The sequence below is a fragment of the Nostocoides sp. genome (assembly GCF_037045025.1).
GTDB lineage: Bacteria > Actinomycetota > Actinomycetes > Actinomycetales > Dermatophilaceae > Nostocoides_A.
Map to the genome: position 1 here is coordinate 238,869 of NZ_JBAOHM010000007.1, position 12,874 is coordinate 251,742.

The following is a 12,874-nucleotide window of genomic DNA, read 5'->3' on the forward strand; positions in this document are numbered from 1 at the left end:
CTCCCAATAGGTTGCAAGGTATTGGCAGGCTTGGAACTTCTGCTAGCAGAAGTTCCTTCGGGCGGAGGAGTTCGGGCGGAGGAGTTCGGGCGGAGGAGTTCGGGCGGAGGAATTCGGGCGGAGGAGTGCGGCGGGGACGTGCGGGCCGGGGGCGGCTCAGCGCTGGATGTCCCAGAGGCCGAGCAGCGTCCCGTCGATATCGAGCAGGTGGCGGCGGCTCAGCGTGACGTCGAGCGCGCCGCCGTCGACGATCCGCGGTCCCGGCCCGCCGACCAGGCTCGGCACCCAGGACAGCGCGACTTGCCCGACCAGTCCTTCGGCGAGCAGCGCGGCGTGCAGGCTGGGGCCACCCTCGCACAGGATGCGCGCCCACCCGCGAGCGGCCATCCGGGCCACGAGTTCGGCCAGGTCGACACGGTCGCGGCCGATGCGCCATACCTGCTCCTCTCCCAGTGCCTCGACAGCGCGAGCCAGCGGGGCGGCGGCGATCGACTCGGGCACGACGAGGATCGCCCCGCCGCCTTGCTCGGGCTGGGCCCAGGCGCTTGGAAGCTGGCCGTGATTGCTCGCCGCGACGATCGGCGGCGCGCCGGGGCCGGCCGGGCGATAGCCCTCGGCATCCGCGGTGCGCGCGCCCACGAGGACGACCTGGCACAGCCGCCGGTTCAGGTCATAGACGAGCTTGTCGGCGGCATTGTTGATCGAGCCGGACAGGCCGTTACTGCCCGTCGCGCCGCCGTCGATCGTGGCGACGAAGTTGGTCCGAACCGTCACGCCCGCTGGGAATTCATAGAGTCGCGCCAGTTCTGCCAGCTCCACCGGGGCATCGAGGACGGCAAGCTTGCGGATGTGCACCGGGCCAGTCTGCAGCAATTGTCCGTTACTCCTGACATGATGCGGGGATGGCGAAGGACAAAACGAGCGACAAGGGCAAGTCCAAGGGCAAGAAGGCCAAGAAGCTGAGCAAGGAAGACCAGGTCAAGCTGGCCGCCGCCAGGGCCATCGTCGAGGAAAAGCGCGCCGAGATGGCCAAGGCGCCCAAGAAGGCCAGCCCCGGCGACTTCGCCAAGGCGCTGCGCGCCGGGCCCGGGTTCGTCCTCGCCGACATCGACACCTCGAGCACGCCCGGCTTCTCCGGCGATCGGGCGCTCGGCGAGTCGCTCATGCCCGATCTGGCCGCCGCCGTCAGCGACCTGCAGGAGCGGCTGTATGCCGAGTCCAAGGAGGGCGGCAAACGCGCCGTCCTGCTCATCATCCAGGGCATGGACACCTCCGGTAAGGGCGGAATCATGCGGCACGTCGTCGGGGCGGCCGACCCGCAAGGCGTGCAGATCACCTCGTTCAAGAGCCCGACCGCCGAGGAGCGGGCCCACCCCTTCTTGTGGCGGATCCGCAATGCCCTGCCCAAGCCGGGGATCATCGGGGTCTTCGACCGCTCGCATTATGAAGATGTCCTGATCGTGCGGGTCCACAATCTCGTCCCGCGCGCCCAATGGGCCCGGCGCTATGCCCAGATCAACGCCTTCGAAAAGAAGGCCGTCGCCGACCAGATCACGGTCGTCAAGGTCATGCTGCACATCTCCAAGGACGAGCAAAAGGCGCGGCTGGGAGCCCGGCTGGACAACCCGGAGAAATACTGGAAGTACAACCCGGGTGACATCGACGAACGCGCCAAATGGGACGACTACATGGCCGCCTATCAGGTCGCGATCGACAAGTGCTCCACCGACGTGGCGCCGTGGTATGTCGTGCCCGCCGACAAGAAGTGGTATGCCCGCCTGGCCGTGATGAACCTCCTGGTCGCCACCTTGCGTGGGCTCGACCCGCAGTGGCCACCCGCGGACTTCGACGTCGCCGCCGAGCAGGCTCGCCTGAAGGAGAGCTAGCCGGCCGCGTGGGGCATCGAGCGCTCCAGCAACGTCCGCCCGGCGCGCTCGACGATGCCCGGGTCGAGCGTGCCGAGGATCCGGCCCTCCCCGCCGAGGCGGGAGGCGACGAAGGCTTCGGCGACCTCCGCGGGGGCATGCTGCACCAGCAGGCTGGCTTGCAGGGTCAGCGCGAGTTCGGCGACGAGGGAGCGGGCCTGCAGTGGCGCGTCCGCGGCATACGCGAGCGTGGCGAGGGACTCGATCCGGTCGATCCGGGCGTCCAGCTGGCGGTGGGCGCCGCGGGCCATCCCGGCCTCCTTGGCCAAGGCGGCGACGCTGGCGGGCTCGCGGACCGTCGCGCGCAGCACGTCAAGCGCGTTGACATTGCCCGACCCTTCCCAGATCGAGTTCAGCGGCGCCTCGCGATAGAGCCGGGCGAGGCCGTTCTCCTCGACATAGCCCATCCCGCCGAGGCATTCGAGGGCCTCGGCGGCCATGATCGCGGTGCGCTTGCACACCCAGAACTTGCCGATCGCCACGCCGATCCGGGCGAAGTCGCTTTCGCCGGCGTCGACGGCGTGCGCCAGGCGCAGCGCGAGCAGGGTGGCTGCCTCGGACTCCAGCGCCAGATCGGGCAGCACATTGCGCATCAGCGGCTGGTCGGCCAGCCGGGCGCCGAAGGCCTGCCGGTGGCTGGTGTGGTGAGCCGCCCGCAGCAGCGCCTGGCGCATCGTGGCGGCCGAGCCGAGGATGCAGTCCAGCCGGGTCGCGGCGACCATGTCGATGATCGTGCGGACCCCGCGGCCCTCCTCGCCGACCAGCGCCGCCCAGCTACCGTCGAACTCGACCTCGCTGGAGGCGTTGGCCCGGTTGCCGAGCTTGTCCTTCAGCCGCTGGAGGGCGAAGGCATTGCGGGTGCCGTCGGGCAGGACCCGGGGGAGCAGGAAGCAGGTCACGCCGGCCGGGCGCTGGGCCAGGACGAGAAAGGCGTCGCTCATCGGGGCCGAGCAGAACCACTTGTGCCCGGTCAGGCGGTGGCTGGTCTCACCGAGCGGGCCGGCCGGGTCGGGCGTTGCGGTGGTGGTGTTGGCGCGCACATCCGAGCCGCCCTGCTTCTCGGTCATCCCCATGCCGGCGATCGCGCCGTTCTTGTCCTGCAGCGCGATCAGGCGGGGATCGTAGTCGCGGGAGGCGAGTTTCGGGATCCACGTCCCAGCCAGGGCGGGGGCCGCGCGCAGGGCGGGGGCGGCGGCATACGTCATCGAGATGGGGCATAGGTGGGCGGCCTCGACCTGGGACCACAGGTAGAAGCCGGCCGCCCGGCGCACGTGCGCGCCGCTGTCGGCAGGCGCCGTCCACGCCTGCGCGCCGAGCCCATGCCCGACGGCCACGCTGATGAGTTGGTGATAGGCCGGGTGATAGTCGACCTCGTCGATCCGGTTGCCGACGCTGTCGTGCGTGCGCAATTCGGGCGTATGCCGGTCCGCCTGCGCCGCCCACACCGCCGGCTCGGGGCCGGCCGCGCGCTCGGCGAGGGACCGGGCGTCCCCGTGAGCGCCGGGCGACCAGCGCTCCAGCGCCGCGACCAGGGTTGGGTCGCTGGCGAGCAGGTCGTAGCCGCCGAACGGGGGAGGTTGGTTCAGGACGTCGTGCGTGGCCACCGCGCCAGGGTATGCCCGCCCCGCTCGGAAACCCCGACCCCCTGGGCTCAGGGTGGGACCGGCTGAGTAGTGCGACTCAGGCGCGGGTGAGGGCGTGGTCTCATCCTGGACCCATGCGACGTGGCGCGAGTGCGGTGCTGACGCTGGCCACGGCCGGCGCGCTGACCGGGTGCGGCAACTGGATCACCACCGACATCGTCGGGGCGATCGCCATGACGGCCGACGCCCAGGGCAACCCGGTGGTGATCGTCGCCCGCTGCGGCGCCCCGATCGACATGGTCGAGGTGTCCCAGCACCCGGATGTCGCCTCGGCCACCGGTGGCCCGGACGCCGACCCGATCGTGCTGCGACTGACCGCGCCCGAGCCGCCCAACGACGTCTTCACGGTCTCGCTGACCGATCCGGGACCGCCGTGGCAGGCCGAGGGGCGGTTCGACCCGGCGGCCCAGGAAATGTTCTGGGTCTCCGGCGCGGTGTCCGACAAGGACATGGCGACGACCGTGACGCAGGTGACGCGGGCGGCATACGAGGGCCTGGATGCCGAGCACGTCGTCATCCGCGAGGGCGAGGTGTGGACCCGTGCGGAGTTCGACGCGCGCGCGTGCAACCGTGAATCCTGGCCCGTCGTGACCGAATCGTGACCCGGTGAGGTGACTCGCGTGGGGGGCCTCGACGTGTCGTCACACGGGGAACATCCGTCACAGTTACGGTGGTCGACGTGGTCGAGAAGAAGCAGGCCGTGAAGCGGGCGCTCGCGCGCGTGCCCGGCGGGCTGCTCCTTGCCCGGCTGGTCGCCGAGACCGTCCGCGTCTGCCTGCGTTATCGCGTCACTGGCCTGGCCTCGGAGGCGGGGTTCTTTGCGCTCTTGTCTTTCCCGCCGCTGGTGCTCGGCCTGTTCGGCGGCGTCGGCTACCTCGGCTCGTGGATGGGCGATGTCACGATCGAGAGCTTCGTGCATCAAATCCAGCTGTATGCGGGCAACTTCCTCACCCAGGACATCATCGACGACCTGTTGTTGCCGACCGTCAACGACGTGCTGAGCAGCGGTCGCGGCGACCTGCTCTCGATCGGGTTCCTGCTCTCGCTGTGGTCCGGCTCGCGCGCGTTGAACGTCTTCGTCGACACCATCTCGATCATGTATGGCCAGTCCGGCGTGCGCGGGATCGTCCGCACCCGCGCGCTCAGCTTCAGCCTCTATATCGCGACGTTGATGGTCGGAGTTGTCGTGATCCCGCTGCTGCTCATCGGCCCCAGCCTGCTCGGCCGGATGCTGCCCGAGCGGCTCGACCCGATCGTCTCGCTCTATTGGCCGGTCGTCACCGTGCTCGTGGTCGCCACCTTGACGACGCTCTATCAGATCGCGACGCCCAAGCGGCGGCCGTGGGTGCGCGACGTGCCGGGCGCGGTGTTGACGCTGCTGTTGTGGGTGATTGCCTCGTATGTGCTGCGTGGCACGATCTCGGCATCGCTCGGCGGCAGCTCGATCTTCGGCCCGTTGTCGACGCCGATCGTGCTGCTGATCTGGCTGTATTTCATCGCCATCTCGGTGCTCATCGGGGCGGCGTTCAATGCCGCCACCGTGCAGGTCCGCCCGAGCGAGCGGGAGGCGGTTCGCCTGCGCGAACGCATCCGCCAACCGCTCACCCCCTTCCCCGAGGGAAGCCACCCGCCGCGATTTGGGGATGCGGTCGTGGATCGGCTAAGGTCACTGAGCGCGCGTCACCGCGACCCGGTGGCGCCGCGCGCGGATGTAGCTCAGTTGGTAGAGCGCAACCTTGCCAAGGTTGAGGTCGCCGGTTCGAGGCCGGTCATCCGCTCGGAGGGTTAGCCGCCCCCACGGTGGAGTGGCCGAGAGGCGAGGCAGCGGCCTGCAAAGCCGCGTACACGGGTTCAAATCCCGTCTCCACCTCGTAATACCCGCAAGTCCCGGGCGATTAGCGCAGTGGTAGCGCGCTTCCTTGACACGGAAGAGGTCACTGGTTCAAACCCAGTATCGCCCACTAGTAAAATCGCAGGTCAGGACATGTTTCCTGACCTGCGGTTTTCGTTTGTGCCAAACCCGTGCCAAATGTTGTTCTTCCGGCCTCCGCTTCAGCGCAGGCGCTGAGCCAGTGTGACCTTGGTCCCACCGCAGCGTCACGGTCGGCCGTGAATGGCGGCAAATGGGAAAGTTCGCTACTTTGGCGTTCAACTACTCGGGCGTAGGTGCCGCCCATTCTTGAACGGAAGTGGTCATGAGGAAACTGCTGGTGGCTTTGCTCTTCTCTACGGCGGTGCTCGCTGGGTGCGGGAGCAACGCGCCGACTAGTACCCCGGCCCAGCCCGCCACGTCAGGTTCAGCTGGAGCGACCGCTGCGGGCGACGCAACAAGTGCTCCTCCGAAGGCCGACGAACTCACAAAGCAGTTTGGATCGACCTTTAAGTGGGACAACGGTATTGAGTACACACTCGGTGCGCCCCAGCCGTTCACCCCATCCGAGTTCGTAACGCAGATGATTCAGAACAAGGATCTAACGGAGTACGTCGTGATGGACGCGACCCTGGTGAACGGCACCAAGGAGCCCATCCCCGCGATGGCTGCCGTCCACGAGACCGGCACCACGGGAGATGTTTCCGCCGAACAGATCTTCGACTCCGCTCAGAACGTGGGCTTGCCTTCCGGCGACGTTATGCCTGGAGCAACGCTGAAATGGAAGATCGCTTGGGCGCGCCTGCCCGGTCAGCCCTTCGTGGTGGCTGTCTCGAATATGTCTGACTTCACGTCGAAGAAGGGCTATTACAAGGAGTAGCCACGCGGCGACGAACGAGGATGTGCTCCCACGGCTTCTCGTTGGGCGGCACAGGTGGCCGTCCGGCGCTGGTCTCGCTCAGGTCGTGCCCGGCCCAGCCGATGAGGCGGGGCACCGCGCCTTGGCGGATCGAGGCCACCTCGTCGGTCCTGCCCTCGGACCGTAGCGCTCGCAGGTAGGACCCCTCCATCGCCTCGGCTCCCACCGCCCCGGCCTTGGTGGTCTCGTCGGAGCACACCGGGCAGAGATTGCCCTGCTGGGCCGATGGGGTGCGTGGTCCGCCGAGGACGTGGGCGTTGAACCGGACCGGTCGCCACACGTGCTCTCGGGCTCTGACTGTCCCGCCGTGGCAGTGGACCTCTGCGGCGCTCACCTCGACCGACCCAACCCCGCACATGGCACAAGCTTGGGGGTCTCCCTCGGGCGGGGCCAGTCGCGGCGGCGGGGACACTCGGGCCACCCGGTCGGCCAACAGTGCCCCGTACCCCTCGCGGAGGGCGGCGCGTTGCTCGGTGGTCAGGTGGCTCCACGGGTGCAGGGCTGACGTGGCGGGGTCGGCGTCGGCTGCCATGACCGGCGCGAACCGGGCTGCCCATCGTGCCGACCCACCGGGGATCGTCAGGTGCCGCATCAAGGCGCTGACCTCCGCCGCGTCGAGCTTGTCCGGGGGCCGGTGACCGAGGGCCGCGAGCCCGTCGAGCGCCAGCCTGAGCCGGTGCTTGGCGTTGCCGTGGCCGTACCGCGCCGCGACCCCCGGCAGGGCCACGAGGGCGGCGTGGGCCACATCGTCCCGGTCCCGGCAGGGCCAGCACTCGCGGAAGGTCACGGTCTCCTCTACCGCCTGCACCTTGGTGACCCCGAGAGCGGGGAGGAACACCACCCTCCCCGTCACGTCCAGCGTTGTCACGGCGCTGTCCTCGGGCACACCTTGTCCACAGGCGAGGCAGGCCAGCGACCCGGCGAACAGGGTTGCCACGAGGGGGACGGTGGGCTTGGTTGGGCTGGTGCTCATCGGCTCGACCTCCCCAGTCCTCGGACCTCACGGCGGCGCTGGTCGCTGATGCGTGGCCCACACACGGCGATGTGCTCCATCCGTGCGACCTCCGGCGCTCCTGCCGGGATCGTCCAGCAGGGCAGCCCCGCCCGTGCCTCGTGCGTGGCGCACGGGACCGAGCAGAACCGGAGCAGAGTCCGCCTGTGCATGGCCGCTGAGGCGAGGTCGTCCAGCTCCATCCGTGGCCGGGGCGGCGGCGGTGTCGGGTGTCAATGGCCATGTGGAGGTCCCCGGTTTTGGCCAGGTGAAAGTCCCCACCCTCTGCGGGTTGTTCAGGGGGTCAGGGGCGGTCCTCCTCGACGTTGGCGGGCTTGGAGCATGCGGTAGGACTGGCCGTTGGTGATGACGGTGGTGGCGTTGTCGGCGTACGACCTCATATGTCGTGGGGGGTACGGCCTGACGTGTCGGTCCTGGCGTGGTGATCATGGCATGGGTTCTGTTCCGGTGACCAGGGTGAGGCGGTCTTTGAGGCGGTAGGAGGGCCCGTTGATGGCGATGACGTCGCAGTGGTGCAGGAGCCTGTCGAGGATGGCGGTGGCCAGGACGTCGTCGCCGAGTACGCCGCCCCATTCGGTGAAGCTCTTGTTGCTGGTGACGATCATGGTTCCGCGTTCGTAGCGGCGGGTGATGAGTTGGAAGAACATGTTGGCTTCGGCGCGGTCTAGGGGCAGGTAGCCGACTTCGTCGACGACCAGGACAGCGGGCCGTAGGAACGCTTGGAGTTGTCGGTTGAACCGGCCGGTGGCTTCGGCGGTGCGCAGGCGGCGGACCAGGTCGTCCAGGGTGGTGAAGTAGATGGAGAACCCGGCTTGGCAGGCGGCGACGGCCAGGGCGACGGCGAGCATGGTTTTGCCGACCCCGGGCGGGCCGAGGAGGGCGACGTTGGACTTGGCGCGGATGAACTCCAGGGTGGCTAGGTCGCGGACTTTGCGACCGTCGAGGTCGGGTTGGAAGGCGAAGTCGAACTCGTCCAGGGTTTTGTGGTGGGGCAGCCCGGACAGTTTCAACGCGTTGCGGAACCGGCGGGATTCGCGCAGCCCGACTTCTTCTTCCAGGAGCAGGTCGACGAACTCCAGGTAGCCCAGCTGGGCGGTCTCGGCGCGTTCGACGAGGGCTGTGATGGTTTCGGTCAGGTGGGTCAACCCGAGTCGGGTGGCGTGGCTGCGGATCCGGTCGGTGGTCAGGGCGTTCACGGGTGTTCTCCTTGGGTGGCGGCGGTGTACGTGCTCAGGGGGCGGGTCGCAACCGGGATGTCGGCGCGGTGCCGGGTCAGCACGTCGGCGATCAACGAGGTGGCCGCCGGGGCTGGGGTCGGGCCGGGCCGGTCCGGGCCGGGCGGGTCGGTGGTGACGGCGCGGGTGTGTCCATCGGGCAGGCCGGCCCAGTGGGTGGGGTCGGTCACCCAGGCGCCGCGGAGCTTGGCCCGGGGGTGGCTGGCCAGTTGAGCGCCAGCAGCGCCGGTTTCGGCGGTCAGGGCGTGGATGGTGAGGGTGTCGGCGGACACGCGGACAGCGACGCGTTGGCCGGGGCGGACCCGGGCGGCGGGCACGGAGTACAGCGATGCCTCGAAGGAGATCAAGGCGTCCTTGCCGACCCGCCGCAGGTGTTGTTCGGCGACCAGGTACGGCGTGGCTGGCAGGGGGCCGAGCGCGGCCCGGTCGGTCTCGGCCCGGACGGCGATGACCTGCCCGTGGGTGCGGTGGACCTGGGCCCGGCGGATCGGCAGCCAGGCCGCGAACGCCCCGTCCAGGTCGCCGATCGAGCCGAACCGGCGCCCGGTGATGACGTGCTCGCGCACGATGTTGACCTGTCGTTCGACCCGGCCCTTGCCGGTGGGCCGATAGGCGGCCAACACGTCGATGACGAACCCGTAGTGGTCGGCGAACGCGGCCGCTTCGGAGTGCACAGGGACCGCAGCTCCGGGTGCGACGTGCCGTTTGACGACGGTCTTGGTCCGGTCGTACACGATCGCGCCGGGAACGCCACCGAAGTGGGCGAACGCCCGCCGGTGGCAGTCCCAGAACGTGGCCAGATCCATGCTGGTCGTGTACGCCACGAACGGGTCCCGCGAGTACGACAGGGTCATGTGGAAGGAGTAGACGTTCCCGACACCGACGTGTCCGAGTAGGTCGCCTTCCTCGCCCCAGTCGACCTGGGCCTGCGCGCCCGGGACGACCTCGAAGCGGCGGTGCAACCCGGTCAGCGGGTTCTCGTCCCCGACCGCCAACTCAGCGGCCAGCCGGGGCCGTTCCTTGGCCAGGTACTCCTTGACCCGCTGGTAGGAGCCGGTGAACCCGTACTCGGCAACCAGCCGCTCATGGACCACCGCCCCCTTGATCGTGATGTCGGCGCGCAGCCACGACTCCACCACGGCCACGAACGGGTCGATCAGCCGAGGCTGGGTACCAGCCCGCGACGGCGCCCGAGGCGGGCCGACCAGCCCGTCCTGGGCCAGATACTTCTTCACGGTGCGCCAGTCGCAGGAACATTCTCGAGCGATCTCGGCCAACGGGGTGCCCCGCTCATGCAGGGCACGGAAACGACGGACATTCATCCAGGACACCTCATCGAGGATCATGAGCAGGTCACCCTTCGGGCTCATCACTTGGCAGTGGATGAACCGAAGGGTGGCCCCGCTCAACGGGCGAGCAGAGGACGACTCGCCAGGACCGACCTACACGTCAGCCCGTACCCCGACCTACACGTGGGGTCGTACGCCGACAGGCGTGGTGGAGGAGCCGATCGAGCATGGAGACGGCGGTGGTGTGTTCGGGCAGGAACCGTCCCCAGTCCTCGAAGGAGTGGTGGGAGGCGACGCCGAGGGAGCGGCGTTCGTAGGCGGCGGCGACGAACCGGAACAGGAGCTGTGCGCCGGTGTCGTCCAGGGGCGCGAACCCGATTTCGTCGATGAGCACGAGGTCGTTGCGGAGCAGGGTGTCGATGACTTTGCCGACGGTGTTGTCGGCGAGTCCTCGGTAGAGGGTCTCGACGAGTTCGGCCGCGGTGAGGTAGCGGACGCGGTGTCCGCGGGTGACGGCGGCGTGTCCGAGGGCGATGAGGGTGTGCGACTTGCCGGTGCCGGCCGGCCCGATCAGGGCGAGATTCTCGGTGGCGTGGATCCACTCCAGCGAGGTGAGGTAGGCCCAGGTCGGGGCGGGGATCGAGGATGCGGCCAGGTCGAACTCGTCGGTTGTCTTGACGACGGGGAAGGTCGCGGCCTTGAGGCGGGCTCGGGCGTTGGAGTCGTCGCGGGCGGTGATTTCGGCCTCGACCAGGGCGCGGAGCACCTCTTCGGGTGTCCAGCGTTGGGTCTTGGCCGTGACGAGCAGCTCGGGCGCGAGCTGACGCATCGCGGCGAGCTTGAGGCGGCGCAGGCCCGCGGTCAGGTCGGCGTCCAGGGCCGGGACGGTCGCGGCGCTCACGAGGACACCGCCGTCGGCGCGTACTCGGTCAATGGTCGCGGGTGCGCGACGGGGAGGTCCACGACGAGGGCGTCCCCGGCCGAGCGCGGGCTGGCCACGCCGAGGCCGGCCTGCAGGATGGAGCGGACGTCACTGGCTTTCCACCGTCCGAACGCGACCGCTCGTTCCAGCGCTGCGGTCACCGCGGCTTCGCCGTGGGCGGCGGTGAGGGCATTCAGGTCGGCCAGCTCCGGTCCGAGGCGGGTGTGGCCGGCGGCGGCGGCGCCGGCGATGAACGCCTCCGCGGCGGGTCCGAGCGCGCAGAACTGTTGCTCGGCAACGGTTCTCGGGCGGATCGCACGCACTGGGGTGGCCGGGCGCGGGCCGCCGTAGTGGTCGTCCAGGATCGAGGTGGCACCCGGCCCGAGGAGCGGGTGCTCGGCGTGGACGACACCGGTGGCGGGGTCGATCAGCAGGACCCGGGCCCCGTCGACGATGACCGCGACCTGGGCGCCGACCAGGGCCTTCGGCGCGGAGTAGCGGGCCGAGCCCCACCGGATCGTGGACAGCTTGTCGACCTTCCGGGTCGCCGGCGCCGGCCCGATCCGCGGCCTCAGCGACGGCAACGGCGTCAACAGCCCCGCCTCGGTGACCAGCCGCTCCTTGGGGACCGTGCACGTCTCGGAGTGTTCGGTCGCGTTGACCTGCTCACACCACTCGGCCGCGGCACGGTTCGCCGCGGCCAGGTCGGCCAAGACCGTTGCGGCAGCGGCGGTCTCGTCGCCGCCGAGCCGCTCGGCGTGCTCCAGCAGCAGTGGCCGGAGCAGGTCGGACTTGCCATACCCGACCAGGTTCTCCACGATCCCCTTCGAGGCCGGGTCGGCCGCCTCGCAGAAGTCGGGCCGGAACCGGTAATGCGTCGCGAACCGGACGTACTCACTCGTCGGGACGACCCGGTTGGCGACGACGCCGCCCTTGAGGCAGCCCATCCGGTCGGCCAGCACCACCTTCGGGGCCCCGCCGATCACCTCGAAGCACTCGGCGAGCATGCCCATCGTCGTGGCCGCCTTCTCATCCGCGGCGAACCGGACGAACCGGAACCGTGACCACGCCAGGACCGCGCAGAAGACGTGGACGCCGGCAACGACACCCCAGTCGATGACCAGGTGCTCACCCGGAGTCCACACCGCCGGACGACGCGGGTGTCCCCGCTCGGCCCGGAAGGTCTTCTTCTCCGCCGCGACCAGGCGGCGGAAGTTCCGCGGCGACCCGGCATAGCCAGCCGCGCGGGCCCTGGGCAGGAGCCGCTTGGCGCTGACCCGGCCCCGCGCCGACCGGACGGCCTCGGCAACCAGGTCACGCACGCACTCGTAGTTCGCCGGCCGCGGCTCCCGCCCCGGGCGGACCTCGCCCGAGGCGTGCCGTTCCACGACCCGCTTGACCGTCTTGTGAGTCGTGCCGCACACCTGCGCCGCGCCACGGTAGGTGCCCACGTTCTCGTAGGCGGTGATGATGTCCAACTCTTCCCTCATGTTCTTCAATGGAGCTCCCCTGGGCGGTGCGGTGACTGGCTAGACACCGCCACCGTTCACCGTCCAGGGGCTCAGCTCACGGACGACACGAGCAGAGGGTGGGGACTTTCACTTGGCCACCAACGGGGACCTCACATGGCCACCAGCGGGGACTTTTCCATGGCCACGGACATCGGTGGCCTATTCGTCGGCTTGGTGGTGGCGTCGGTGGTCTGGGTCGTCTGGGTCGTCATGGCTTGGGGTCCTTTCGAGACGCGAACTTGGCGCGCCTCATGGCTGGGTGAGTACTGAGCAGGTAGCGCACGGCCTCCGCCTCTTCGGCGTTGAGCACGAGGCCACCGGGCGGGGCCTTGGTCGCGGGTACCTGGGCCTTGGGTGCCGGGGGCTTGGTGGGTGGCGGCTGCTGCTGCTTGGGCTTCGTCGCGGGGGCTTGGGCCGGTGGTGCTGGCTCGGCCCACCGCTCGTTGTCGGCTCTGGCTCGGGCCTCTGCGGCTGTCGTCCGGTCGTGGCTGGCGACGATGCGCCGGGGCTCAGCCATGACGGATCCCCATGGCCCGAGCCGGATTTTG

Annotated in this window: 11 protein-coding genes, 3 tRNA genes and 1 pseudogene; 7 read left to right on the forward strand and 8 right to left on the reverse strand. The window is 69.4% G+C overall.

Features of this window, described 5'->3' with window-relative positions:
- Window positions 1-156: 156 nt before the first annotated feature.
- Entirely contained in the window at window positions 157-855 is a 699-nt protein-coding gene (locus V9G19_RS05780; protein ID WP_462284536.1) for a dihydrofolate reductase family protein, read from the reverse strand.
- Between the two features lie 47 nt (window positions 856-902).
- Here V9G19_RS05780 and V9G19_RS05785 point away from each other — a divergent pair, with 47 nt between their 5' ends.
- A complete protein-coding gene (locus tag V9G19_RS05785; protein ID WP_462284537.1) occupies window positions 903-1,886 on the forward strand; it encodes a polyphosphate kinase 2 family protein in 984 nt (327 codons plus the stop codon).
- Here the strand turns inward: V9G19_RS05785 and V9G19_RS05790 are convergent.
- Window positions 1,883-3,529 carry an acyl-CoA dehydrogenase family protein gene (locus V9G19_RS05790; RefSeq protein WP_462284538.1) on the reverse strand — a complete coding sequence of 549 codons (1,647 nt, stop codon included), beginning with the start codon at window positions 3,527-3,529 and terminating at the stop codon, window positions 1,883-1,885. The two genes, V9G19_RS05785 and V9G19_RS05790, sit on opposite strands and share 4 nt — an antisense overlap.
- A 113-nt stretch (window positions 3,530-3,642) precedes the next feature.
- Here V9G19_RS05790 and V9G19_RS05795 point away from each other — a divergent pair, with 113 nt between their 5' ends.
- The 6 genes and pseudogenes from V9G19_RS05795 (at window position 3,643) to V9G19_RS05820 (ending at window position 6,318) form a co-directional block, all read left to right on the forward strand.
- Window positions 3,643-4,170: a hypothetical protein gene (locus tag V9G19_RS05795; protein WP_462284539.1), complete on the forward strand. Its 528-nt coding sequence runs from the start codon at window positions 3,643-3,645 to the stop codon at window positions 4,168-4,170.
- A gap of 119 nt (window positions 4,171-4,289) precedes the next feature.
- Window positions 4,290-5,048: pseudogene (locus V9G19_RS05800) on the forward strand (YihY/virulence factor BrkB family protein); the annotation flags it as partial.
- A 225-nt stretch (window positions 5,049-5,273) separates the two neighbouring features.
- A tRNA-Gly gene (locus V9G19_RS05805) sits at window positions 5,274-5,346 on the forward strand.
- 21 nt (window positions 5,347-5,367) lie between these two features.
- Window positions 5,368-5,438 (forward strand) — tRNA-Cys (locus V9G19_RS05810).
- Window positions 5,439-5,457: 19 nt separating this feature from the next.
- A tRNA-Val gene (locus tag V9G19_RS05815) sits at window positions 5,458-5,529 on the forward strand.
- A gap of 234 nt (window positions 5,530-5,763) precedes the next feature.
- Window positions 5,764-6,318 carry a hypothetical protein gene (locus tag V9G19_RS05820; RefSeq protein WP_462284540.1) on the forward strand — a complete coding sequence of 185 codons (555 nt, stop codon included), beginning with the start codon at window positions 5,764-5,766 and terminating at the stop codon, window positions 6,316-6,318.
- Here V9G19_RS05820 and V9G19_RS05825 read toward each other — a convergent pair.
- The 6 genes from V9G19_RS05825 to V9G19_RS05850 all read right to left on the reverse strand — a co-directional run bounded on the left by V9G19_RS05825 (window position 6,287) and on the right by V9G19_RS05850 (window position 12,843).
- The gene (locus V9G19_RS05825; RefSeq protein ID WP_462284541.1) at window positions 6,287-7,330 is read right to left on the reverse strand and encodes a hypothetical protein; all 1,044 of its coding nucleotides are present in this window, start codon (window positions 7,328-7,330) and stop codon (window positions 6,287-6,289) included. The two genes, V9G19_RS05820 and V9G19_RS05825, sit on opposite strands and share 32 nt — an antisense overlap.
- 464 nt (window positions 7,331-7,794) lie before the next feature.
- A complete protein-coding gene (istB, locus tag V9G19_RS05830; protein ID WP_462284542.1) occupies window positions 7,795-8,565 on the reverse strand; it encodes an IS21-like element helper ATPase IstB in 771 nt (256 codons plus the stop codon).
- Window positions 8,562-9,974, reverse strand: a complete 1,413-nt coding sequence (gene istA / locus V9G19_RS05835; protein WP_462284543.1) for an IS21 family transposase — start codon at window positions 9,972-9,974, stop codon at window positions 8,562-8,564. Before istA (V9G19_RS05835) ends, istB (V9G19_RS05830) begins: the two co-directional genes overlap by 4 nt.
- A 79-nt stretch (window positions 9,975-10,053) precedes the next feature.
- On the reverse strand, window positions 10,054-10,794 hold the full coding sequence (gene istB / locus V9G19_RS05840; RefSeq protein ID WP_462284544.1) for an IS21-like element helper ATPase IstB: 741 nt from the start codon (window positions 10,792-10,794) through the stop codon (window positions 10,054-10,056).
- Window positions 10,791-12,314 (reverse strand): IS21 family transposase, encoded by a 1,524-nt coding sequence (istA, locus tag V9G19_RS05845; protein WP_462284545.1) that lies wholly within the window; start codon window positions 12,312-12,314, stop codon window positions 10,791-10,793. Before istA (V9G19_RS05845) ends, istB (V9G19_RS05840) begins: the two co-directional genes overlap by 4 nt.
- Window positions 12,315-12,534: 220 nt before the next feature.
- A complete protein-coding gene (locus V9G19_RS05850) occupies window positions 12,535-12,843 on the reverse strand; it encodes a hypothetical protein (RefSeq protein WP_462284546.1) in 309 nt (102 codons plus the stop codon).
- Window positions 12,844-12,874: the final 31 nt, after the last annotated feature.